The sequence below is a fragment of the Candidatus Planktophila sulfonica genome (genome assembly GCF_002288065.1).
Lineage (GTDB): Bacteria > Actinomycetota > Actinomycetes > Nanopelagicales > Nanopelagicaceae > Planktophila > Planktophila sulfonica.
In genome coordinates this window covers 758,757-782,174 of record NZ_CP016773.1, presented here as the reverse complement: position 1 = coordinate 782,174, position 23,418 = coordinate 758,757, and the positions used below count along the sequence as shown (strand labels likewise).

At 49.4% G+C, this 23,418-nt stretch carries 24 protein-coding genes and 1 riboswitch; of the genes, 11 read left to right on the top strand and 13 right to left on the bottom strand.

Features of this window, described 5'->3' with window-relative positions:
* Positions 1-28 precede the first annotated feature (28 nt).
* Positions 29-1,543, bottom strand: a complete 1,515-nt coding sequence (locus A1sIA56_RS03905) for a leucyl aminopeptidase (protein ID WP_095673640.1) — start codon at positions 1,541-1,543, stop codon at positions 29-31.
* A gap of 86 nt (positions 1,544-1,629) precedes the next feature.
* Between A1sIA56_RS03905 and gcvT the strand changes: the two genes are divergently transcribed.
* On the top strand, positions 1,630-2,718 hold the full coding sequence (gene gcvT, locus A1sIA56_RS03900; RefSeq protein ID WP_095673639.1) for a glycine cleavage system aminomethyltransferase GcvT: 1,089 nt from the start codon (positions 1,630-1,632) through the stop codon (positions 2,716-2,718).
* On the opposite strand, the gene A1sIA56_RS03895 is transcribed toward gcvT, so the two are convergent.
* The 4 genes from A1sIA56_RS03895 to A1sIA56_RS03880 are packed head-to-tail and all read right to left on the bottom strand — an operon-like array spanning position 2,681 to position 6,393.
* Positions 2,681-3,490, bottom strand: coding sequence for an ECF transporter S component (locus A1sIA56_RS03895; RefSeq protein WP_095673638.1), 810 nt, complete (start codon positions 3,488-3,490; stop codon positions 2,681-2,683). The two genes, gcvT and A1sIA56_RS03895, sit on opposite strands and share 38 nt — an antisense overlap.
* A complete protein-coding gene (locus tag A1sIA56_RS03890) occupies positions 3,487-5,091 on the bottom strand; it encodes an ABC transporter ATP-binding protein (protein WP_095673637.1) in 1,605 nt (534 codons plus the stop codon). Before A1sIA56_RS03890 ends, A1sIA56_RS03895 begins: the two co-directional genes overlap by 4 nt.
* Entirely contained in the window at positions 5,088-5,831 is a 744-nt protein-coding gene (locus tag A1sIA56_RS03885) for an energy-coupling factor transporter transmembrane component T family protein (RefSeq protein WP_095673636.1), read from the bottom strand. Before A1sIA56_RS03885 ends, A1sIA56_RS03890 begins: the two co-directional genes overlap by 4 nt.
* 10 nt (positions 5,832-5,841) lie before the next feature.
* Complete coding sequence (locus A1sIA56_RS03880) at positions 5,842-6,393, bottom strand: SCO2322 family protein (RefSeq protein WP_095673635.1); 552 nt, start codon at positions 6,391-6,393, stop codon at positions 5,842-5,844.
* A gap of 73 nt (positions 6,394-6,466) precedes the next feature.
* Positions 6,467-6,627: riboswitch (adenosylcobalamin (AdoCbl) riboswitch) on the bottom strand.
* Positions 6,628-6,687: 60 nt separating this feature from the next.
* On the opposite strand from A1sIA56_RS03880, the gene A1sIA56_RS03875 reads away from it, so the two are divergent.
* Positions 6,688-7,689, top strand: coding sequence for an aldo/keto reductase family protein (locus A1sIA56_RS03875; RefSeq protein ID WP_095673634.1), 1,002 nt, complete (start codon positions 6,688-6,690; stop codon positions 7,687-7,689).
* Between the two features lie 15 nt (positions 7,690-7,704).
* On the opposite strand, the gene A1sIA56_RS03870 is transcribed toward A1sIA56_RS03875, so the two are convergent.
* Complete coding sequence (locus A1sIA56_RS03870; protein ID WP_095673633.1) at positions 7,705-8,235, bottom strand: DUF3043 domain-containing protein; 531 nt, start codon at positions 8,233-8,235, stop codon at positions 7,705-7,707.
* A gap of 8 nt (positions 8,236-8,243) precedes the next feature.
* Complete coding sequence (nadA, locus tag A1sIA56_RS03865) at positions 8,244-9,389, bottom strand: quinolinate synthase NadA (protein WP_190276983.1); 1,146 nt, start codon at positions 9,387-9,389, stop codon at positions 8,244-8,246.
* Between the two features lie 60 nt (positions 9,390-9,449).
* Between nadA and erpA the strand changes: the two genes are divergently transcribed.
* Both erpA and A1sIA56_RS03855 read left to right on the top strand, forming a co-directional pair.
* On the top strand, positions 9,450-9,812 hold the full coding sequence (erpA, locus tag A1sIA56_RS03860) for an iron-sulfur cluster insertion protein ErpA (RefSeq protein ID WP_095531345.1): 363 nt from the start codon (positions 9,450-9,452) through the stop codon (positions 9,810-9,812).
* Positions 9,813-9,850: 38 nt separating this feature from the next.
* Positions 9,851-10,828 carry a carbohydrate kinase family protein gene (locus tag A1sIA56_RS03855; protein ID WP_095673632.1) on the top strand — a complete coding sequence of 326 codons (978 nt, stop codon included), beginning with the start codon at positions 9,851-9,853 and terminating at the stop codon, positions 10,826-10,828.
* Here the strand turns inward: A1sIA56_RS03855 and A1sIA56_RS03850 are convergent.
* Positions 10,817-11,860 carry an aminotransferase class V-fold PLP-dependent enzyme gene (locus A1sIA56_RS03850; protein WP_095673631.1) on the bottom strand — a complete coding sequence of 348 codons (1,044 nt, stop codon included), beginning with the start codon at positions 11,858-11,860 and terminating at the stop codon, positions 10,817-10,819. The genes A1sIA56_RS03855 and A1sIA56_RS03850 overlap by 12 nt on opposite strands.
* A 58-nt stretch (positions 11,861-11,918) precedes the next feature.
* Here A1sIA56_RS03850 and ctaC point away from each other — a divergent pair, with 58 nt between their 5' ends.
* From ctaC to A1sIA56_RS03825, 5 genes are read left to right on the top strand one after another with little or no spacing between them, the layout of a single operon-like run.
* Entirely contained in the window at positions 11,919-12,692 is a 774-nt protein-coding gene (ctaC, locus tag A1sIA56_RS03845) for an aa3-type cytochrome oxidase subunit II (RefSeq protein WP_095673630.1), read from the top strand.
* Entirely contained in the window at positions 12,689-14,347 is a 1,659-nt protein-coding gene (gene ctaD / locus A1sIA56_RS03840) for an aa3-type cytochrome oxidase subunit I (RefSeq protein WP_095673629.1), read from the top strand. Before ctaC ends, ctaD begins: the two co-directional genes overlap by 4 nt.
* A gap of 2 nt (positions 14,348-14,349) precedes the next feature.
* Entirely contained in the window at positions 14,350-14,754 is a 405-nt protein-coding gene (locus A1sIA56_RS03835; protein ID WP_095673628.1) for a cytochrome c oxidase subunit 4, read from the top strand.
* A 20-nt stretch (positions 14,755-14,774) separates the two neighbouring features.
* Positions 14,775-15,638: a DMT family transporter gene (locus A1sIA56_RS03830; protein ID WP_095673627.1), complete on the top strand. Its 864-nt coding sequence runs from the start codon at positions 14,775-14,777 to the stop codon at positions 15,636-15,638.
* Positions 15,639-15,677: 39 nt separating this feature from the next.
* Positions 15,678-17,030, top strand: a complete 1,353-nt coding sequence (locus A1sIA56_RS03825) for an aspartate aminotransferase family protein (RefSeq protein ID WP_095673626.1) — start codon at positions 15,678-15,680, stop codon at positions 17,028-17,030.
* A 50-nt stretch (positions 17,031-17,080) separates the two neighbouring features.
* Here A1sIA56_RS03825 and qcrB read toward each other — a convergent pair whose 3' ends face one another.
* From qcrB to ctaE, 4 genes are read right to left on the bottom strand one after another with little or no spacing between them, the layout of a single operon-like run.
* Positions 17,081-18,670 carry a cytochrome bc1 complex cytochrome b subunit gene (gene qcrB / locus A1sIA56_RS03820; protein ID WP_095673625.1) on the bottom strand — a complete coding sequence of 530 codons (1,590 nt, stop codon included), beginning with the start codon at positions 18,668-18,670 and terminating at the stop codon, positions 17,081-17,083.
* The gene (gene qcrA / locus A1sIA56_RS03815; RefSeq protein WP_095673624.1) at positions 18,667-19,662 is read right to left on the bottom strand and encodes a cytochrome bc1 complex Rieske iron-sulfur subunit; all 996 of its coding nucleotides are present in this window, start codon (positions 19,660-19,662) and stop codon (positions 18,667-18,669) included. Before qcrA ends, qcrB begins: the two co-directional genes overlap by 4 nt.
* Before the next feature lie 3 nt (positions 19,663-19,665).
* Positions 19,666-20,457 carry a cytochrome bc1 complex diheme cytochrome c subunit gene (gene qcrC / locus A1sIA56_RS03810; RefSeq protein ID WP_095673623.1) on the bottom strand — a complete coding sequence of 264 codons (792 nt, stop codon included), beginning with the start codon at positions 20,455-20,457 and terminating at the stop codon, positions 19,666-19,668.
* A 26-nt stretch (positions 20,458-20,483) separates the two neighbouring features.
* Positions 20,484-21,113: an aa3-type cytochrome oxidase subunit III gene (gene ctaE, locus A1sIA56_RS03805; protein WP_095673622.1), complete on the bottom strand. Its 630-nt coding sequence runs from the start codon at positions 21,111-21,113 to the stop codon at positions 20,484-20,486.
* Positions 21,114-21,265: 152 nt separating this feature from the next.
* On the opposite strand from ctaE, the gene A1sIA56_RS03800 reads away from it, so the two are divergent.
* Entirely contained in the window at positions 21,266-21,706 is a 441-nt protein-coding gene (locus tag A1sIA56_RS03800; protein WP_095673621.1) for a hypothetical protein, read from the top strand.
* A gap of 10 nt (positions 21,707-21,716) precedes the next feature.
* A complete protein-coding gene (gene trpD / locus A1sIA56_RS03795) occupies positions 21,717-22,769 on the top strand; it encodes an anthranilate phosphoribosyltransferase (RefSeq protein WP_095673620.1) in 1,053 nt (350 codons plus the stop codon).
* Here the strand turns inward: trpD and A1sIA56_RS03790 are convergent.
* The gene (locus A1sIA56_RS03790; RefSeq protein ID WP_095673619.1) at positions 22,744-23,406 is read right to left on the bottom strand and encodes an exonuclease domain-containing protein; all 663 of its coding nucleotides are present in this window, start codon (positions 23,404-23,406) and stop codon (positions 22,744-22,746) included. The genes trpD and A1sIA56_RS03790 overlap by 26 nt on opposite strands.
* Between the last annotated feature and the right edge of the window lie 12 nt (positions 23,407-23,418).

Below are 23,418 nucleotides of genomic sequence, written 5' to 3'. Positions count from 1 at the left end.
AGCCTAGGCGGGTGATTGCATAACGCGGTTAGGCGCTGGCGGCCACGGCTAGCTGAACGAGAGAGCGAAGAGCTACGCCAGTTCCGCCAACCGGGGTATATCCGTGGGGCTGGCTCTCGTTATAGGCAGGACCTGCAATATCCAGATGTAGCCATGGGAGTTCATCTGAGACGAAATCCTTGAGGAACAAGCCCGCCACGAGCATTCCGCCCATGCGTTCGCCGATATTGGCAAGATCTGCAACTGGTGAATCCAAAGAGGCGCGAAGTTCTACGGGAAGAGGCATTGGCCAGAACGCTTCGCCAGTCTCTTTTGTCACATCCATAAAGTGAGATGAAAATTCTGGATTGTTCGTCATGACAGCGCTCGTGCGAGTTCCGAGTGCAACAACCTGTGCACCGGTAAGGGTTGCCACATCAACAATGCCATCGAGATCTTTTATCTCTTGTGCGCGAACAAGTGCATCACCGAGAACGAGACGACCTTCAGCATCTGGATTGAGAACTTCGACAGTCTTACCGCCGTACATTGTGATGACATCGCTAGGACGGGTTGCTGTATCGCTGACCATATTCTCGGCAAGAGGAGCCCACGTTTCGATTGCGACAGGCAACTTAAGAAGTGCGATTGCAATAGTTGCAGCACAAACAGCAGCAGCGCCAGACATATCTGACTTCATTGCTTCCATGCCAAGAGCTGGCTTAAGAGCAAGACCACCGGTATCAAATGTGATTCCCTTGCCAACGAAGGCGTACTTCTTCTTGGCTTTTGCACCCTTTGGCGTATATGAGATGTGAAGTAAACGTGGAGGATTTGCAGAACCTTGACCTACTCCGATAATTCCGCCGTAACCCTTTGACTTCAATTGCGTATCAGTCATCACTGAAACTTTAAGTCCAACAGATGCACCGCCTGCTTTCTTAACTGCATCTGTAATTGCCTTGCAGAAAGTTTCAGGGGTGAGGTGGCTTGGAGGTGTATTGATTAAGTCGCGTACCAAGTTTGTATACGTACCGATGATTTCAGCTGACTTTGCCACTGACTTTACATCCGTCTTTGATGCTAAATCTGTATGAACTGTGACCGATTTCAGAGGAGCCTTTTGCGCGCTCTTGGTTGAACCTCTAAATTGATCGAATAGATATGAGCCAAGCGCTGCACCTTCAGCGATCGCCTTTACTGCTGCAGCGTTCTTGGCAGGGAGTGAAAATGTGGCACTTGAATTTCCGGCTAGCGCACGAGCTGCAGCCCCTGCTGCGCGACGCAATACTTCGTGATCGTAATGCGTTGAAGCTTTTCCAAGACCAGTAAAAACAATGAGGCGGGTGGAAGTACTAGGGACCTTGATTACTTCGTCGGCTTTTCCGGTAGCGCCCAAATCGGAAAGCGCCTGCATGAGAACCTTGGTATCAATCGCGAGATCACCTGATTCAATCTGAAGAGAAACGGCCCCAGCCTTTGAAGACTTAGAACTCTTAGAGGCCAACCCAACGACTAGAACATCATCTTTAACAATTCCGTCTGAAAGGCGGATCGTGGTCATAGTGGCTCCTCTAGCTAACACTTAATTGATTGATTTCACTCTGCCGTAACTGAGCAGATGCGAGAGCGTAAGTGTAAGTTGTTGCTGTGAAAAACTCACCTTTGCATCAGAAGCATGTAGACCTCCAGGCGAAGATGGCCGATTTCGGAGGCTGGCTTATGCCTATCGAGTATCCCGGAGCAGGTGTCCTTGCTGAGCACACGGCTGTTCGCGAACGCGTTGGACTCTTTGATGTCTCGCACTTAGGAAAAGCAAGCGTTGTGGGTGATGGTGCTCTCGAGTACCTCAATGCAATGTTTACCAATGACCTCAATCGCATTGTCGATAGCAAGGCTCAATACACGCTTCTCTGTAATCCGGATGGTGGTGTCGTAGATGACCTCATCGCATATAGAAATACAGATTCAGATTTCTTCCTGATTCCAAATGCATCCAACACAACAGATGTTGTGCGAGTACTTAATGAGAACGTTCCTTCGGGAATTACCGTCACCAACCTCCATGAAAAGTTTGCAGTTTTGGCTTTACAAGGTCCGCAAGCGGTAGAAGTCATTCGTAGTTTAGGAATTAATCCCACAATGGATTACATGGCTTTTGCCCATGTTTCTATCGCGGGCTGCGATGTCATTCTCTGTCGTACCGGCTACACCGGTGAACATGGATACGAACTAGTTCCACAGTGGAGCGATGCCTCTGTTGTGTGGGATGCACTTGTTGAGGCGATGAAGCCTTTCGACGGATTGATCTGCGGGCTGGGTGCTCGCGATACGTTGCGTACCGAGATGGGTTATCCACTGCACGGCCACGAACTCTCACTTGAAATCTCACCGGTACAGGCGAGTGCTGGGTGGGCAATAGGCTGGAAGAAAGATAGTTTCCGAGGTTCTGATGTACTGCAATCTCAACGTGAAGCAGGCACGGTCAGAACACTGAAAGCTTTGAAATCTAATGACCGTGGAATTCCTCGTGCAGGCATGTCAGTCAAGAGCGCCGATGGAAAAGAGATTGGTGTTGTCACGAGCGGAACCTTCTCACCGTCACTCAAAGTGGGAATTGCATTGGCCCTGCTTGATCCCGAGTATGCAGTGGGTGATGCGGTGATAATCGATGTCCGAGGACGTGAATCATCAGCAACGATTAATTCGTTGCCTTTTGTACCTTCACATGTTCGATAAATTCAATCGGGGTTAAGAAGGCAGCTTTTGTGTGTGCTCTACGTAGCGTCTGAAGGATTGATTTTCCGGCAATTGCAATGAGCGAAGCAGTAAAGATTGCCCTGGGAATATCCCAGGCCATCGCCGATAAGAAGTGATACGAGAAGAACCGTGAGAGATTTTCAGCGATAGGTGCACCAGCCAGATATGAAAGCTGTGTATCCGTACCTAGTGCCCACGGCCAGAATTGAAGGTCCATCGCAATTCCAAAGAACTCGGCGGCGAGAATTCCGTAGATAACGAGTGCGAAAATTTCTTTCTTACCGCGCAAAGAACGTGGAATGAGTGCAACTCCTAAACCAATCCATCCGGCAGCAAATGCTTGATATGCAACCCATGGCCCCATGCCGCCGGTAAGAATTGCAGAGAGAAGCATGGAAAGAGTTCCCAGTAAGAAGCCAAATGAAGGACCAAAGACTCGCGCAGAGAGAATAAGTACGAACCACATCGGTTCGATTCCCACAGCGCCAGTACCCATTGGGCGCAAAGCTGCAATGAGAGCGGTGAGAACTGCTAACAGGGCAATGGATTTACTATCTAATTGATTATTACTAGAACTAATTAACAAAAGCAGTAGAGCGAATGGTGTTGCCATCAAGAAAATCCACTGCGGATGACCTTGTTTCTCATTAATTAAAAATGGCCATAAGAAGCCGAGTGCGCTAATCGCACTTGTGAGAAATAGTGCGATCAGAGATGCGCCTTTGAAGGTAAAAACTCCTGAAGTTCTCATGACTGACCTTCGATTGCATGAACGACATCAGAGACTGTGAGCCATGGTTTCGGAGACATGACCTTTGCAACTTGAGGTGCGAAGGCGGGAGATGAAAGAAGAACATCGAGCGTTGTTCCGTCAGCAACTATTTCGCCTTCAGCAAGGAAGAGAACACGGTCTGCGAGTTCGGCTACTAGCTCAACATCATGTGTAGCTAAGAGGACAGGACGATTGAACTGTGTTGCATATTCCCTAAGAGCGATGGCAAATAAATTCTTGGCGCGATAATCAAGGCCGCGGGTCGGTTCATCGAGAACGAGAACTTCAGGATTTCCAGAAAGCACGATGCTTAAGACAAGCGCCAAACGTTGACCTTCAGATAAGTCATTGGGGTGGGCGTGGGTCGAGATATCTGGAACTAAACGATTGAGTAATGAAGCCGTGGAACCGGGAGTTAAGTCATTACTGCGATCTGCAAGGGCGCACTCTTCGGAGACAGTTGAAGCAAAGAGAAGGTCACTGGGTTCTTGAGGAACATATCCGATTGACTTCCGGCGCTCAGCACCCTTAAGGGTTGTGGGATCTACGCCATCGACTTTTATATGACCAGTTTGTGGGGAGTGGAGTCCAACAATCGAGTGAAGCAGCGTGCTCTTTCCTGCTCCGTTGCGACCCATGATTGCAACAATCTCACCGTGGTTGATGGATGCACTGACGCCATTAAGAGCCGTTTTCCCTGAATATGAATGCGAAACTTTTGAAATTTCTATCGCAGTTGATGTGTTTGTTGGAGTCGTCGAAGGGCGCACATATTCTTTACTTCGAACATCTTCAGTCTGTCTTCTTACCTCACGAACGCTTGTACCAATTTCTGAGAGATTAAGAGCGCGAGCTAATTTGACGATGGGTGGGACTAAGTCTGAGTTCTTGAGAATTTCATCGGCCGTGCCAATTGAGGTATCCCCATTTCCTTCGATATAGATAATTCGATCTACAAATTGAATGACGCGTTCCAGGCGATGCTCAGCGATGATGACAGTCACGCTCAAGTCATGAACGAGTCGATGAAGGACAGAGAGAACCTCTTCAGCCGCAATGGGATCTAGCGCGCTTGTGGGTTCATCGAGCACGAGGACTTTTGGGTGCATGACAAGGGCGGCACCGATTGCCAGGCGTTGTTGCTCGCCACCACTTAACGTGGCGATGGATCGGTTACGTAACGCGCTTAAACTTAGAAGGTCTAGAACTTCTTCCACTCTCTTGCGCATTACATCGGGTGCGAAGTTAAGTGCTTCCATGCTGAAGGCGAGCTCTTCTTCAACAATATCTGTGACAAATCCATTGATGGGGTTCTGTCCGACAATTCCAACAAGATGTGCCAGAGAACCTGGTTTAACTGTTCTGGTTGAAATTCCGTCTACCGATATGTCGCCCGCCAAAATGCCACCAGTGTGATGGGGGACAAGACCATTAATAAGGCGCAGAAGGGAAGATTTTCCCGAACCCGTTTCGCCCATCACGAGAACCATTTCGCCTTCTTCGATCTGAAATGAAAGGTCTTCGAGGATGGTCTTTGTCGATTGCGGATAGATGAGTGAGACGTTGGAGAAAGTAATCAACTTGTCACCATCGCAACTGCTAAGGCAGAGGTGAAGAGAAGAGTGAGGTTATCGCGCATCAACCAAGGCACGGGTCTATAGCGTGAGCGCTTTCTACTGATGCCATAGCCACGAGCATCCATGGCTGCGGCAAGCTGCAATGACCGAGAGAGAGATTCTTCTAGCAGGGGAATAGCAATGGATCGAAGTTCAAGCTTTTCAAAACCACGCAATTTCTGAGCAGTACGGATGCGACGTGCACTCGTAGCGAGTTGCGGAAAGAGGGAAGTTGCAATTACAAGCGTTATGCCAATTTCATAAATAAAGGATGGAGTAACACGCAGGAGTTTGTGGGGGCTAGTAAGAGAAGTTGCGGCACCGAAAAGCGCAATCATTGTCGCAATGATTACCCCTTCGTGAAGCGAAGATGACAATCGCTCGAGCGTAACTGCGCCTCCGATGCGAATTCCGGGCATCCAGGACGGTAGATCAAGTATGGGAAGAGTGAAGAGATTTGTTCCTGGAATTGGAACACCAATCAGAATTCCAACAACGGTTCGTATGGCGAGAATTGTCAGACCAATGCGAATGGAGAGAGCAAAACTTCTCTGCCATGGCGATCCATCACGACGAATGTAGACAAGAAATGCCACTGCACCTACTATCGCGAGGGCGATAAATGCGTTATCGAGTGCGACAACTCCTATTGCTAAGAGAATCGCACAGATCCACAAGGTAAGTGGATGCAGTGGCTTCTTCATATCTACTTATTTACTTCTTGAGCAGCGATGCAGGAGTGGTGATCTCTACGCCACATTCTTTCTTTGGGAAGCCATTAAGTCCACAGATCAAGCCAGAGCTCGCGGATCGAACCTTGATAACTTGGCCAAGAACATCAATTCCTTGTGAACCCTTCGCAGTTGTCACGCAGCGGACGATAGTTTTCTGAACTTTTTCACCTTTGGGCGCATAAGCAGCGCTTCCAAATTCAATAACGAGGCCGATGCGCTTTGTATCGGGATCAGACTTCGTCTTGCCGCAAATTGAGGCAAATGATGGCTTTGTTTTAGGTGCCACAGATGGGACGTCATCGCTGCTGAAAACGAATGACCATCCTTCAACTGCTCCATCTTCAATATCCACGGTTGGGCCAGTCATTGCAGCCTTCCATGTAGTTGAACCTGGAGCTGATTGGAAGTAGCCCCAGTAGCGCCAACCTTTAGAGGCGGCTTGCGAAGATGGCAGTGCCACTAATTGGGATGAGATGAGAATAATTGCGAGAGCAATTTTCTGTGTTGTAGATGTTGTTAATCTTGCATTCATTATGTGAACTCCAGAGTTGAAGAGTCTCACAGGGGTAGCTCGCTAGCGGTCGGTGCGAATGCGCCAAATACCTTTGGACTACACCCCGCAAACCTCGGCGGGTGTTGGTCAAAATCAAATATCGCCAATAGGTAATCCGACTTGAACGGTTCAGAGATGAACTGTCTTACGGTTGCGGGTCAGCGTCGGATTTGCACCGAACTTCCCCTATTGGGACATCTATTAAGTTGTGGTCGTACCAAACCATAGAGGCATGCTGTTGGCAACTCACCACGCTGCGCTTAAGGTGGCGCTATGGAATATAGACGCCTCGGCAACACAGGAATGTATGTCTCAGAAATTTCTTATGGAAACTGGATCACTCATGGCTCACAAGTTGAGACCGAAGCGGCCGTGAAATGTGTGCGCGAAGCACTGAACCAGGGGATTACCACTTTTGATACCGCAGACGTCTATGCGGGCACAAAGGCAGAAGTTGTTCTTGCCAAAGCCCTCAAAGGTGTTCGCCGTGAGTCATATGAACTATTTACAAAAGTCTACTTTCCAACCGGTGAAGGGAAGAACGATCGCGGACTTTCACGCAAGCACATCATGGAATCATGTAACGCGTCTCTTAAGCGCCTAAATACAGATCACATCGATCTCTATCAAGCACATCGCTTCGATGTTGAAACTCCGCTCGAAGAAACTCTGAGCGCCTTTGATGACTTGATTCGTCAAGGAAAAGTCAGCTATATCGGCTTCTCCGAATGGAATGCGAAGCAGATTTCTGACGCTTTAAAGATTCAGGATGCACGCGGGTATAACCGATTCGTTTCTAGCCAACCTCAATACTCAGCGCTATGGCGCGTTATTGAAAGTGAAGTAGTTCCACTTTCCATGAAAGAGGGAATCGGGCAGATTGTCTGGTCGCCCATGGCGCAAGGAATTCTCACAGGCAAGTACTTGCCAGGAAAGAAAGCACCTGCAGGCTCTCGTGCGACTGACAAGAAGAGCGGCGCAAACTTCATCTCTCGTTGGATGACTGAAGAAGTCCTCACCGCGGTTCAGAAGTTAAAGCCGATTGCAGATGGGCTTGATCTTTCAATGTCTCAGTTGGCGTTGGCTTGGGTCCTGCAGAATCAGAATGTGTCGAGTGCAATCATGGGCGCAACTAAACCTTCACAGGTGAAAGAGAATGTGAAGGCATCAGGAGTAAAGCTCAGCGCAGATGTCATGAAAGCGATTGATAACGCTCTAGGAAAACTTCCTGAACGTGATCCAAAGAAGAATGAAAGCCCTAATCCAAGAGCGTAATTCTTTGGCGCTTTGTTAGAAGCTTTCTCCTACTTTGATCTGAGGCTTAGGTGTGCGCATTCTGCGCATCTGAGTTGAGCGTAGCCATCCGTACATGCCGATGCCCTTAACTTCTGCATCTGGGAACTTTTCTGCGACAACTCGCTTGATTCGGCGGCTCAAGAAAATTCCATCAATCACAGAGATAAGAAGAACGCTGTACATGATGGCAATGCTGCCAATTTGGAAGATGGCAGAAGGAATAAGAGTGAGGAATAGGACTACGAAGATGATTGGCAAGAAGTATTCGCCGATCGATTTACGAGAATCTACATAATTTCTGACATATCGCTTTACTGGACCTTTATCGCGCAGTGGGAGCGCGTTCTCGTCTCCACGAAGATACGCAGCACGAGATGCGATTCTGCCGGCACGAGCTGCATCCTTGGCGCGCTTCTTCTCTTCCTTAGTCGATGCTGGTGCAAGTGATGAAACCTTGCGAGCCGCTACGGCATCTTTACGCTTTGGAGTAGGACGGCCTTTTTTACTTGGAGTTGATTCGCTCATGTGCCGAACTATAGAGCGAGCATCTGGTCGAGAGCCAACTTCGAGTACTTCGCAACGCGCTCATCGACCTTAATCTCATTGACGACATGGCCAGCAACGATTGATTCCATCGCCCAGACAAGGTGCGGAAGATCGATGCGATTCATGGTTGAGCAGTAGCACACTGTCTTATCGAGGAAGACGATTTCTTTATCCGGATTGTTCTGAGCTAGGCGAGATACCAGGTTGAGCTCTGTTCCGATTGCCCACTTGCTTCCTGCAGGTGACGATGAGACCGCCTGAATAATTCTTTCCGTACTACCAACTACATCAGAATCAACAACGACTTCATGTTGGCACTCAGGGTGGGTGATTACCTGAACTCCAGGAATTCGAGTGCGTACTTCCTGAATAGATTCGCGAGTGAATCGACCATGGACGGAGCAATGTCCGCGCCAGAGAATCATTTTCGCGCCAAGAATTTGGTTTTCGGTTAATCCGCCCATCGGTTTCCATGGGTTCCAGAGAACGCAATCGTCTAATGAGAGCCCGAGTGAAAGTACTGCTGTGTTGCGACCAAGGTGTTGATCGGGGAGGAAGAGCACCTTCTCGCCCTTAGCAAAAGCCCATTCAAGAGTTTTCTGTGCGTTAGACGAAGTACAGATTGTTCCGCCATGTTCGCCAGTGAAACTCTTAATTGCTGCAGATGAATTCATATAAGTAACCGGAACAGTTCGTGATGCAACGCCAAGTTTTTCAAGTTCTTGCCAGCATTGGTTAACTTGATTTGCAGTAGCCATATCTGCCATCGAGCACCCTGCAGCCAAGTCGGGAAGAATCACGCGCTGCTTGGGGGATGTGAGGATGTCGGCACTTTCGGCCATGAAGTGAACACCACAGAAGAAGATGAATTCAGCTGAACTTTGATCTGCAGCCGCCTGCGCCAATTTAAATGAGTCGCCAGTGATATCGGCGAATTGAATTACTTCATCACGTTGATAGTGATGGCCCAATATGAGTGCGCGAGACCCAAGTGCTGCCTTCGCAGCGATGGCTCGTTCAACCAGATGCGGGTCACTTGAAGGTGGAAGTTCGCCTGTACATGAGACGCCTCGCTCAGAAGCGAGGTCGGAGCCTTGACCAAGGACGAGTAGCTCGCTCAGGCTGATGGACATGTACGTATTGTCATGCGTTTGGGTTCGCCACGGCAACCCGACGCGGGTATTCTTCGGCACATGACTACTGAAACAACATCAACTCCAGTCGAGATCACAACAGGCATCACACTTACAGATGTCGCAGCCGCAAAGGTTGCAGCACTTCTTGCACAAGAAGGTCGCGATGACCTCTACCTCCGCGTTGCTGTACAGCCAGGTGGCTGTTCAGGTCTTCGTTACCAGCTCTACTTCGATGATCGCAATCAAGATGGCGATATCACTCGCGAATTCGGTGCGGTCAAAGTTGTTGTCGACAAGATGAGCGATCCATATCTCATGGGCGCTTCCATCGATTTCGTAGACACAATTGAGAAGCAGGGCTTCACAATTGATAATCCAAATGCACAGGGTTCATGTGCATGCGGCGATTCATTTAACTAATCAGCGCTAAAACCTCGCTGCTGTAGTTAGATTCCCACATGAAAATTGGCGTTGCTGGTTCTGTTGGTCTCGATCACCTCATGACTTTCCCTGGAAAGTTCACTGACTCACTGGTCGCCGGTTCACTCGAAAAAGTTTCTCTCTCATTTCTCGTAGACGGCCTTGATGTGCGTCGCGGGGGTTGTGCTGCAAATATTGCATTCGGCCTTGGCGTCCTTGGTCTCAATCCAATTTTGATTGCTGCCGTCGGAAAAGATTTCGCTGATTACGATGCATGGCTTTCTCGCCATGGCGTGGATACATCTCACGCACTTGTTTCAACGACGCAGCACACTGCTCACTTCACAGTGACAACTGATACTGAACTCAATCAGATCGCATCATTCTTTCCCGGTGCGATGTCTGAAGCTCGCAACATTGAACTCAAGCCCATCATGGATAAGGTCGGAAAGCTCGACCTCTTGGTGGTTTCCCCCGATGATCCTGAAGCGATGTTGCGTCACACAGAAGTAGCCCAGGCTATGGGCGTTGCAGTTGCAGCTGATCCTTCACAACAGATGGCGCGCATGAGCGGTGAAGAAATCAAGAAGTTAATTTCAGGAGCTACCTATCTCTTTATGAACGAGTACGAATTAGCTCTGGCAATTCAAAAGACTGGCTGGAGCGATCACGAAATCCTTGAACGTGTGAAATATCGAATCGTCACACTTGGGGCAGATGGCGCGCGAATCGAAAGCATTGATGGAACATTTATCAAGGTTGGTTGCGCGCAAGAGAAGGCAAAGATCGACCCAACTGGTGTCGGTGATTCTTTCCGTTCTGGTTTTGTTGCAGGGCTTGCATGGGGTCTATCTCACGAACGATGCGCTCAGCTAGGTTCAATGATTGCTACTTATGTCATTGAGACGACTGGTACTCAGGAATATCGATTTACTAAAGAAGAATTCGTAACCCGATTTAGCGAGGCTTACGGAACAGATGCTGCAGCTGAAGTAGCTGCACACCTACCCGCGTAATTTCTGCAGCACTGCCTTGAGGGCGGATGCAAGTTCTGAAATATCTTCTTCAGTGGTTTCTGCGTGCAAGGTGAATCTCAGGTGTCCCTTTGTTTCGTAGCCCATTGCTGCAAGCACATGGCTTGGTTGCAAATCTTCAGGAGAACATGCAGATCCTGAATCCACATCAATGCCAAGGGCAGCAAGTTCGCGGATAACGGGTTCGCCGGCAACGCCTTGAGCAATTAATGAAAAGAGATGCGGAAGTGCGGGCGCTTGGGGTGCGGCAACTTCCACACCTTCAAGAGAAGAGAGAGCGGATAGTGCGAAAGCGCGAAGAGCAGGGTCTTCGCTTTTAAAGTTTTCAAGCGCAATGGAGGAAGCGATTAGAAGTGGAAGTGAGTAACTACCTGGCGCGCTAATTGGAGCGATGTGCGGAAGTGGGTATGAGAATTCCGAACGATTATTGATAGCCATAATCGCAAGACCTGCAGGTCCATTCCACGAGAGCGAATCAAATAGAGCGGTATTCCAATGCGGTGGAAGAGGAAGCCGGCTACCTGAAGCGGTGGCATCGATTGCTACTCGGATTGAAGTTGGAAGATCTAGATGCTGCTGAATTACTCCGGTCTCACCATTTGCTAACTGCAGAGAAAGCACAGATCCTGGGGCTATGCCCGCAAGGTTTTGAATGCCACCGGTGCGATCGACAGAAAGTTCTGAAACTTCACCAGAATGAGATCGGGCGATTGCTCGAATCTTTCCCTTATCGGTGGCTGAATACACAAAGGGGGAGTTCTCTCGAAAGAGTCCGGCGATGGAGAGAAAGTGGCCCAGTGCTGGCTCGCCGACGACCTCGATTGAGGAGACCGGGATAGCCAACTTGTCGGCGATATTTTCAAGGGCTTGGTTTCGAAGGATTGCGGCCCTAGAAGCGCTCTGAGAAATCTTCTTAGGATCGGCCCACCCTTGGTCGAAAGCGGCTAGCAGAGCCTGTCTTGCGGCAGGGTGGAGCTGGCCCTCGGAGGTGAAATTTCTTGTGACACGAACCACCGAATGAACGCTACTCGCTCGGGCGAGCGTCCGCACGTCGCACCACTATCCTTAGCCCATGTCGTCACATGCTCCGCGCAGCAAGCGCTTTATTCGAGTCGCAGCGATCTTCGTTCCCGCGCTCCTTCTTCTCTCTGGCTGTTCATTTAAGTCAGAAGATATTTCAGGTATGGGTTTTCCAAAGGGAGTTTCGAGCGTCAATGACATCTCGCTCTCTTTGTGGCAAGGCGCATGGATTGCAGGCGGTGTCGTTGGTGTCTTCACGCTCATCCTCATCTTGTGGCCAGCTGTCTTTCACCGCGCAAAGGCGAGCAAGGGTGAATTCCCTAAGCAGACTCAGTACAACATTCCCGTCGAAATTCTCTACACCGTCATTCCTTTCATCATCGTTGCAGTTCTCTTCTACTTCACCGCTGTAAAAGAGACAAAGATTGTTGATAAGACATCACCTGTTAAGCACGAAATCAGCGTCGAAGGTTTTCAGTGGTCTTGGCAGTTTGGTTACCCAGAAGCAGGTAAGGAAGCAGTTGTAACTGGCACACCTGCACAGGCTCCAACTCTCTATCTTCCACTTGGCGAATCAGTTCGATTTACATTGACAGCAAATGATGTTGTTCACGGATTCTGGATTCCAGCGTTCATGATTCAGATGCAGAACTTGCCGGGAGAGGTTAACAAGTTGCAATTCACCGCAAATAAATTGGGTGAGTTCCCAGGTCGATGCAACATCCTCTGCGGACGTAACCACTCGCAGATGCTTTTCACGGTAAAGGTTGTAACCCCCGAGCAATATCAAAAGTATCTTGATTCATTGAAGGTGAGCGCAGCATGACAACATTCGCAGAGCGTCCAACGATCTCAGCGCCAGCCCAGGGAGTTCAAAAGACTTCATTGGGAAGCCAATTCGTAAAGACAATCACCTCAACTGATCACAAGCGCATCGGTTACCTTTACCTCGCCACTTCATTTGCGTGGTTCCTTATTGGTGGCCTTTTGGCGCTACTTCTTCGCGTCGAACTCACCCGTCCAGGAATGCAGTTCCTGAGCGTTGAGCAGTACAACCAGATCTTCACAATGCACGGAACGATCATGCTTCTGATGTTTGCAACTCCATTGTTCGTGGGATTTGCTAACGTGATTATGCCTTTGCAAATCGGCGCAGCAGACGTTGCCTTCCCGCGCTTAAACATGCTTTCTTACTGGCTCTTCCTCTTTGGTTCGATTCAGGCAGTCGCTGGATTCTTAACTCCAGGTGGAGCTGCTTCATTTGGATGGACTGCATACGCACCACTTGCTAACTCAACATATTCACCTGGTATCGGTGGAGATCTCTGGGTTATGGGTCTTGCTATTTCTGGTCTCGGCACAATTCTTGGTGGCGTCAACTTCATTACAACTATCTTCACAATGCGCGCACCTGGAATGACGATGTTCCGTATGTCGATCTTCTCTTGGAACGTCCTTCTTACTTCAATTCTTGTTCTCCTTGCATTCCCTCCATTGGCTGCAGCTCTCTTGGGCCTTGAGTCAGATCGCCTCTTTGGTACGCATCTCTTTGATCCTGCAAACGGTGGAGCTATGTTGTGGCAACACTTGTTCTGGTTCTTTGGACACCCCGAGGTTTACATCCTTGCGCTTCCATTCTTCGGAATCGCGACGGAAATCTTGCCGGTCTTTAGCCGTAAGCCAATCTTTGGTTACAAAGGTTTGATTGCTGCAACTATCGCAATCTCAGCGCTCTCTGTTGCAGTGTGGGCTCACCACATGTTCGCATCAGGCAAGGTGCTTCTCCCATTCTTCTCATTTATGACATTCCTAATCGGTGTTCCAACTGGAGTTAAATTCTTCAACTGGATCGGAACTATGTGGCGCGGTCACGTCACCTTCGAGACTCCGATGCTTTGGGTCATGGGCTTCCTTGTGACATTCCTCTTCGGTGGAATCACAGGAATTATTCTTGCCTCACCACCACTGGATTTCGCAGTCTCCGCTTCCTACTTCGTTGTTGCGCACTTCCACTATGTGCTTTTCGGAACCGTGGTCTTCGCGATGTTCGCAGGGTTCTACTTCTGGTGGCCTAAGTTCACAGGTCGCATGCTCAACGAACGTCTTGGAAAGATTCACTTCTGGACGCTCTTCTTCGGCTTCCACCTCACGTTCCTAATCCAGCACTGGCTTGGAATTAAGGGCTTCCCACGTCGTTACGCTGATTACTTAGCTACCGATGGATTTACTGGAATGAACATGATTTCAACAGTCGGCTCATTCCTCTTAGCTCTTTCAATGATTCCATTCTTTGTCAACGTGTGGATCACACGAAAGTCACCGTTGGTCAATGTTGATGACCCATGGGGCTACGGAGCATCTCTCGAGTGGGCGACATCATGTCCGCCACCACGACATAACTTCACATCAATGCCACGCATTCGTTCAGAGCGTCCAGCATTTGATCTCCACCATCCTCACATTAAGACAGAAGGACATTAATCATGAAGGCTAATTGGAAACTCTTTGTTGGACTTTCAGTCTTCTACGTCATCATGGCAGTTGTTTATTACGTAGTTGGTGGGGAAGCGGTCGGCATTACTGGCATGATTCTTGCCGCATGTTTAGCTGGCATGGTCGGTTTCTATATCTGGTTTACGCAGAAGCGCATCGGCTTCGATATTCCATCAGATGATCTCAATGCAGAAATCGCAGATGATGCCGGCGAACTTGGTTTCTATAGCCCACATTCATGGTGGCCTCTTCCAGTAGCACTCAGCGCAACAGCTATGGGTCTTGGATTGATCATTGGTTGGTGGCTCACTCTTATTGCACTTGGCGCTCTCGTTATCAGCATCATCGGAATGGTGACTGAGTACGAGAAGCCTGTACATATCTCGAGCCACTAAAGATCGCTCGATCCTTTTAAGTGAAGAGGCTCGTCTCCGCTGCTCCTTGGATTTTCATTGTTATCTGGAGTTCGGGATTCGTTGTTGCAAAGTTCGCATTTGCTGACGCAGATGCGCTCTACTTTCTCGCAATCCGACTGATTCTGGCAGCGCTCATACTCTTTGCCTTGACCCTTGCTCTTCGTCAGCCCGTACGACTTTCTCGAACGGATCTCAAAGCTTCTCTGCTGATTGGCCTTGCGCTACACGGTCTCTATCTCGCAGGCGTTTGGTATGCAGTTGAACTAGGTGCTCCGGCTGGGTTGTCATCTGTTATTACAAGTATGCAGCCGATCATCGTGTCTTTGCTCGCAGTGCAGTTACTTTCAGAACCTCTGACTCGTAGACAACTGTCGGGGCTATTCTTTGGATTAGCTGGAGTCGTCTTAGTTGTACTTCCAAAGCTTTCTGGCACTGATGGTTTTACCGCTGAGTCACTGGCCTTTCTCTTTATGGCGCTAGCTGGAAGCACGATAGCAACTCTTCTTCAAAAGAAGATTGGTCACTCGATTCCATTGATGATGGGCACGACCTATCAATTCGCGGTTGCTGGTGTGGTTCTTCTCCTTGTTTCTATAGCAAGAGGCAAGACATCGTTAGAGCTAACCCATACAACGTTCTGGACGATGGCGTGGGCGGTCTTGGTTACTTCGATTGCTGCAGTTCTGCTGTTGTTATGGCTCTTGAATAAAGGATCGGCTGCAAAGGTCTCTAGCCTTCTCTACCTTGTTCCTCCCATGGCGGTCTTGCAAGCCTTCATTCTCTTCGGTGAGAAGGTTTCAGCCATCGGAATTATTGGAATCGCCATGACAGCGATGGGCGTTGCACTCGTAATTCGAAGTTAGCCTCTCACTTTTTTCGCAGAGAACTGATTGAATATGGCCATGACTCAACCACCTGCAGACCCAACACGCGGCAAAGAGGTCGCTGACCTTGATCGTTCCCATGTATTTCACTCATGGTCAGCTCAAGCCCAGATTTCTCCTTTGCCTGTTGCAGGGGGAGAAGGAAGCTACTTCTGGGATTTCGATGGAAATAAGTATCTAGATTTTTCAAGTCAGTTGGTCTTTACAAATATTGGCCACCAACACCCAAAGGTAATTAGCGCAATTCAGGAACAAGCGGCGCTCTACACAACTGTTGCTCCTCAGCACGCAAACGAAGCGCGCGGTAGAGCTGCACAGCGCATCACCGAGCGTGCGGGTGCTCACCACAACAAAGTCTTCTTTACCAATGGTGGAGCAGATGGCATCGAAAACGCTATCCGTTTAGTTCGACTCCACACCAACCGCCACAAAGTTCTTTCTTTCTACCGCAGTTATCACGGCAATACAGGGGCAGCGATTACTTCAACCGGCGACCCACGTCGTTGGCCAAATGAATACTCATATGGACACGTTCATTTCTTCGGTCCTTACCTCTATCGCTCAGCATTCTGGTCTCAGAACGAAGAGGAAGAGTGCAAGCGCGCCCTTGAACATCTCGAGCAAGTAATCATCTTCGAAGGTCCAAATACCGTTGCAGCAATTCTTATCGAATCAGTCGTGGGCACAGCAGGTGTTCTTGTACCTCCAACGGGATACCTTGAAGGCGTTCGCGCACTCTGCGATAAGTACGGAATCAAATGGATTGCGGATGAAGTCATGTCAGGCTTTGGCCGCACAGGTAAGTGGTTTGCCTACCAACACTCTTCTGTCGAACCTGATCTCATTGTCTTCGCGAAGGGCGTTAATAGCGGTTATGTCCCACTTGGCGGCGTTGTTATCAGTGATGAAATCGCTGCAACCTTCAACGATCGAGTGTTCCCGGGCGGTCTGACCTACAGCGGACATCCACTCGCAACTGCAGCAGCTGTTGCCACCATCGATGTGATGGCAGACGAGAAGATGGTCGAAAATGCTGCGGCAATCGGTGAGAATGTCATTAAGCCACTTCTTCAAGAGTTGATGGCCAAACATAAAGTTATCGGAGAAGTACGCGGTAAAGGTGTCTTCTGGGCTCTTGACCTTGTTACTGATCGCGCAACTCGTGCGCCTCTTGCCCCATATGGAGCATCAAGTCCTGCGATGAATGAATTAGTTGCTGCGTGCAAGAAGCTAGGGCTATTCCCATTCAACAACTACAACAGAATGCATATCTGCCCACCATGCAATGTGACTGAAGCGGAAATTCGTGAAGGCTTTGCAATTCTCGATCAAGCTTTCGCAAGTATTGCCCACCACTACACAGGCGCATAAAAAAACGACCCTGCTCACATTGCGCGAGACAGGGTCGTTTCTTTAATTACTTAGTGATGTCCTTCTAGTTCACGGCGCTCAGTTGCTGTCGCCTTTGGTACGGCAACAGCATTAGCGCGTGAAATTCTGTTGCGAATCTTGTTCTTAAGCGCTGCAGGGCGACGAACTCCAGCTGAATCATGCTCAGGTAGTTCGAGTGGAGCTAGCTGCTCGTGAGATGTAAGAAGCCATGCCTTCTCTGGAGAGATTGGCTCATGTACTTCCACAAATTCACCACTAGGCATACGAACGAGTCGACCTGTTTCGCGGCCATGAAGGACGAGATCGCGATCTGCGCGTTGTAGCGATAGGCAGAGACGTTTCGTCACTACGAAAGCTATCGGCGGAAGAACGATGACACCGATTCGAGAGAACCACATCATCTGATTGATTGTTAAATCAAATGTTGTCGCGATGATGTCATTACCGCCGTTAAGCAGAGAAACCAATGTGAATGTCAGCGCCATTGCACCAATTGCTGTGCGGTTCGGTGCATTACGTGGACGATCAAGGAGATGGTGTTCGCGCTTATCTCCAGTAGCCCAGCTCTCAATGAATGGATAGAGAGCAAGACCGGTAAACATAATTCCTGGCAAGATCAATCCTGGAATCAAAATATTCCATGAGACTGTGTAGCCAAATGCATGTGTTTCCAGTGGGGGAGCCATACGAACGAGTCCGTCGAGCCATCCCATATACCAATCGGGTTGCGAGCCAGCTGAAATTTGTCCAGGTGTATATGGACCATAGAGCCAGATTGGGTTGATGGATGCGACCGCCCCGAGGAATGCTGTCACACCGAATACGATGAAGAAGAATCCGCCAGCCTTTGCCATGTAGACAGGCATCAATGGATAGCCGACTACGTTCTTCTCTGTACGACCTGGACCAGGGAATTGAGTGTGCTTCTGGTACCAGACCAACATCAAGTGCACTGTGATCAGCGCAAGGAAGATGCCAGGCAGCAAGAGAACGTGAACTGTGTAAATACGTGGAATAAATGCTTCACCTGGGAATGCTCCACCAAATGCGAAGAATGCCAAGTACGAACCGACAACAGGAAGCGCTTGAATAATCGCTTCTGCAATACGGATACCTGTTCCTGAGAGAAGGTCATCAGGAAGTGAGTAACCCAAGAAACCTTCAACGATTCCGAGAGTAAGAAGACCGACGCCGATGATCCAGTTAAATTCACGTGGCTTACGGAAAGCGCCAGTGAAGTAAACGCGGAGCAGGTGGACAACGATTCCCACCATAAAGATCAAGGCAGCCCAGTGGTGAATCTGACGCATCAGAAGACCTCCGCGAACTTCGAATGAGATATCGAGAGTCGATGCGTATGCCGCAGACATCTCAAGTCCCTTAAGCGGTTCGTAAGAACCGTCATAGACAACTTCCTTCATGGAAGGGTCGAACCAGAAAGTAAGGAAGGTTCCAGAGAGAAGAAGGATGACGAATGAGTAAAGGCAGATTTCGCCAAGTAAGAATGACCAGTGATCAGGGAAGACCTTGGTGAGGTTCTTCTTCATCCACTTTGCAGCACCAGTGCGATCGTCTACATATCCTGCGACGTTACCGGCGATTCGTTCGCGTGCTGTCATGATGAGCGCTCCCAGAAGCTAGGTCCAACAGGTTCATTAAATGGTGCTTGGGCTACTAGGTAACCATCGGCATCTACTGTGATTGCCAATTGTGGCAGAGGTCGCGCAGCGGGTCCAAAGATAACTTTTGCCGCTCGCGTGACATCGAATGTTGATTGGTGGCATGGGCAGAGTAGGTGCTTGGTCTGCTGCTCGTAGAGAGCAACCGCGCAGCCCATATGTGAACAAATCTTTGAGAAGGCGATGATGCCCTCATGCGTCCATGAAAGACGCTCAGCATCGAGGTTGAACTCTTCAGGACGAAGGCGGATCAGCAAGACTGCATCTTTTCCAATGTCGGCAAGTGAGCGGTGATCTTCACCGGCTGGCAATTCAGGAAGAGTCTGCGCAACTGCGCCAACTTCTAGATCTTCTGGACGCAATGGGCGATCACCGGGATCAGTGACTAGGCGAGTGCCCGCTTTCCATGAAGTCTTTGAGAGTTCATCACCTGGAAGAGGACCTAGGTCGCGAAGAAGAATGAGAGGAGAAAGTGCCGAAAGACCTAGGGCCGCACCCAATGTGCGCTTAATGAGCGGACGGCGTCCAAGTCCTGCAGATGCTGCGCCTTCTTTAACTGTCTTCACAAAGTCAGAGCGATCTTCATCTTCTGAACGAAATTCATGACGTTGCGCGACAACTTCTTCATCGGGCATCAAAGTCTTCGCCCAGTGAATAAGGCCGGCACCGATACAGAAGAGGGCAATCGCCATTCCCATGCCGAGACCTAGTTGATGTGCATTTGTCTGACCTAGGACGGGAATGAAGATGAAGGTCTCTTCAGAGATAAAAAAGTAAGAGAAGATAAGAAGAAGAGTTCCTAGTGCTGAAAGCATAAAAAGAATCGCGACCTGACGTTCTGCGCGTGCTGCAGCAACGGGATCGATATCGGCTTGGCGATGAACGTGAGCAGGAAGTCCTGGATCCTTAATTAATTCGATCTCGTTAGACATTTCTTATCTCGCCTTCATAGCTAGCCAGACTGCAACACCAATGAGCAGTCCGATTCCAAGTGTCCAAGCAAGTAACCCTTCGGTTACCGGTCCTACGCGACCAAGTGCAGCACCACCAAGTTGTGGTTCAGCTTCTGCAGCCTTAACCCATTTGATGATGGAGAGTTTCTCTTCTGGTGTCAGTGTCTTATCGCTAAACACTGGCATTGATTGTGGACCAGTGATCATCGCTTCGTAGATATGACGTGGAGTAACACCCATCAACGTTGGTGCGTACTTTCCTTGAGTAAGAGCACCACCTTGTGCAGCAAAGTTGTGGCACATTGCGCAGTTGGTGCGGAAGAGTTCGCCACCTTCTGCAACAGAGCCATCGCGTTCGTAATTCAAGAGTTCTTCGCCAGGAATCTGTGGTCCTGGTGCAAGGGATGCAACGTAGGTAGCTAGCGCGTTCACTTCTTCTGCATCATAAACAGGCGGCTTGCGCATAGCCTGGCTGCTCATATCTGCCATTGGCATACGTCCTGTGGCAACCTGGAAATCTACAGAAGCTGCACCGACGCCAATAAGTGAAGGGGCAATCTGGCTTCCTTCAGCGTTGAGGCCGTGACATGAAGAGCAACCCTTAAGGAAGATCTGCTTACCCTCTTCGATAACTGCCGAGCGATCAGCAGTTGTTGGGGCTTCATTATTCACAGCACTCGCAACTTGGAATGTTGTGCCAATGGTGAAGAGAGCAAAGATCAAAAGAATTGGTCCTGCTGCACGATGTCTGCGTAGACGCGAGAGACGCTTCACTGATTTCCTTTCAGTCGGGGTGGTAATTATTTAATGAGGTAGATAGAGGCGAAGAGAGCGATCCATACAACGTCCACAAAGTGCCAGTAGTAAGAAACAACGATTGCTGTTGTTGCTTGACCTTGTGTAAAGCGACGAGCTTTGGCTACGCGCACCATGACGATGAGGAATGCAATGAGGCCACCTGTTACGTGGAGTCCGTGGAAACCAGTTGCGAGGTAGAAGACAGAACCGTATGCAGTAGATGAAAGAGTCATTCCTTCAGCAACGAGGTGTGCATATTCGTAAACCTGACCTGCGATAAAGAATCCACCCATAAGGAATGTCATGGAGAACCATTCGCGCATTCCCCAAGATGAAATCTTCCAGAGAGCGCCATCGCGTCGAGCTTGGTAACGCTCAGCGGCGAATACGCCGAACTGACATGTCACGGATGAGAGAACTAGAACAGTTGTGTTGAACGCTGCGAAGGGAATATTGAGAATCTCTGTTGACTCAAGCCAAATTGCTGGGCCTTGCACCGCGCGTGTTGTGAAGTACATGGCGAAGAGTGCCGCGAAGAACATGAGCTCACTTGAGAGCCAAACGATTGTTCCAACAGCCACCATATTGGGGCGAGTGATCTTGTGGTGGGCGCTCACGCTGGTACTTGTCATGGGTGGCATTATTCCCGAAAAGGAGCGTACTAACCTATTTAGAGGGGTCGCCAAGGGCCCGTTTTTCCGCTCAACCGAGGTGAAAAGGGTCACCCATCTATGGCCACTTTTAGAGGTCAGAAGTTGAGCTTCTGGCTATTAGACTTTCGGCCATGACCTCGAATTCCGGCCTCAGAGAGCGCAAGTACTCCATCGTTCTTTACTCTGATGACGTCACAGTCCGTGAAGCTGTAATTGGGGCCTTGGGTTCTCGAGTAGCTCCGGATATGGCAGAACATGTCATCCATCAATTCGCGACCGGAGCAGCGCTTCGTCTCTTTGTTGATGCAAAGAAGCCAGGCAACGAGGCCCCCATCGATCTCTTTATCCTCGACGGAGAATCAGTTCCTGAAGGTGGAATCGGAATGGCTCGTCAGTTAAAGGATGAAGTCTTCAACTGTCCTCCCGTTATGGTGATTACAGGTCGCAAGGAAGATGCTTGGCTTGCGGCATGGTCGCGCGCTGAGGCAAATGTTCTCCACCCGGTAGATCCATTCACGCTTTCACATACAGTTGCCGAGCTTCTTCGTGCTCGCACTGCTGCTACTGCGTAATTAAAAAGCTATGTCCAATTCACGGTTGAGTTGGAGCGCCCTCGTTGAAAGACTCGAGTCAGGTTTAGATCTCGAGCCGGAACAAATTCAAGGAGCAATGCGTGAAATCCTGAGCGGCGAGTCGGACATTGAATTTGTTAAGAAATTTCTCATTGCTTTAAAGAACAAGGGTGAAACCTCTGATGAAGTTGGCGCGCTTGTTGCGGAAATGTATTCGCACTCAGGGCCAATTAATATCACCGAGCGAGCTGTTGACACTGTGGGAACTGGTGGCGACGGCGCTCACACAATTAATATCTCGACGACGGCTGCAATCATTGCTGCGGCCGCAGGTGCCCGAGTCGTCAAACACGGAAATCGGGCAGTGTCTTCCAAATCCGGGGCATCTGATTTTCTCGAAGCGCTAGGTGTAGTTCCAGGACTTGATGGTCCAGGCGTCGAACGCACCGTTCGCGAGCTCGGCATCGGTTTCTGCTTTGCACCAATATTTCATCCCGCCATGAGGTTTGCAGCACCAGCACGAAAAGAGCTCGGGGTACCGACCGTATTTAATATTTTGGGCCCACTAGCGAATCCCGCAAAGCCACAGGCTGCAGCAATCGGTGTAGCCAATGAGCGAATGCATTTAGTAATGGCCCAAGTATTGGCTGAAAAGGGTTGCGATGGTTTTGTATTCCGAGGCGACGATGGCCTCGATGAAATAACGCTTGTCACAACGACCTCTGTTCTCTCAATTGGCAGAGATGAGATCAAGAGCGATCGAATTGATGCAAAGGATTTCGGTATGCAGAACGCGCCGATTGAGGCAATCGTTGGCGGAGATGCGCAGGAGAATGCACAAATTTCACGCGCCATCTTTGCAGGTGAAAGAGGCGCACCACGAGACGCAGTTCTTCTCAATGCAGCCGCGGCAATCGCAGCATTTGAAGGCGACCTTGAGGGTGACATCAAGCAGCGTTTAACTCTTGGATTAGAACGCGCACAGAACGCAGTTGACTCTGGGGCGGCGTTAGAACTACTTAATAAATGGGCAGCTCTTACTCAGGAGATTTCTGCTTCTTAACTTTCTTGCCAAAGTTGTTTAGCTCTTCAAGGGTGTAGATATCGTGCGAACCCAAGCGTTCGAGTAGCCCGTGGAAAACGTCGACTGTCGCGCGAGCATCATCTAAAGCTCTGTGATTTGGAGTTGTCTGCGTTCCGAAGAATTCGGCAAGCGTGCCAAGTTTGCAATTCGGTACTTCATCTCGCGAGAGAACTTTGCGAGCGATGATTGCGGTGTCGAGGACTGGATATTTCGGCCAATCAAATCCATGGGTGCGAGCAGCAAAGGTAAGGAATGAGAGATCAAAGGGCGCGTTCTGGGCAACGAGAACTGTTTCATTGTGTGAACCGATGAATTCGAGAAGTGAAGGAAATATCTGCGCAATAGTGGGAGATTGGAAGACCATCTCATCGGTGATACCAGTGAGATCGGTGATGTAGGCAGGAACGGGATGCTGTGGATCGATGAAGGTCTTGAATTCGCCGAGTACAACACCTGCGCGAACCTTGACTGCACCGATTTCAGTGATGCCCGCTCCAAGATGAGGCGCCCCACCCGTAGTTTCGAGATCAATGACAACGAAAGTAGTTTCGCTAAGTTGACGACCGAAATCTTGCAGAGTGCTCTGCCACGTTGCACTCTCAGATTTTTCGACCATATCCAAACCCTA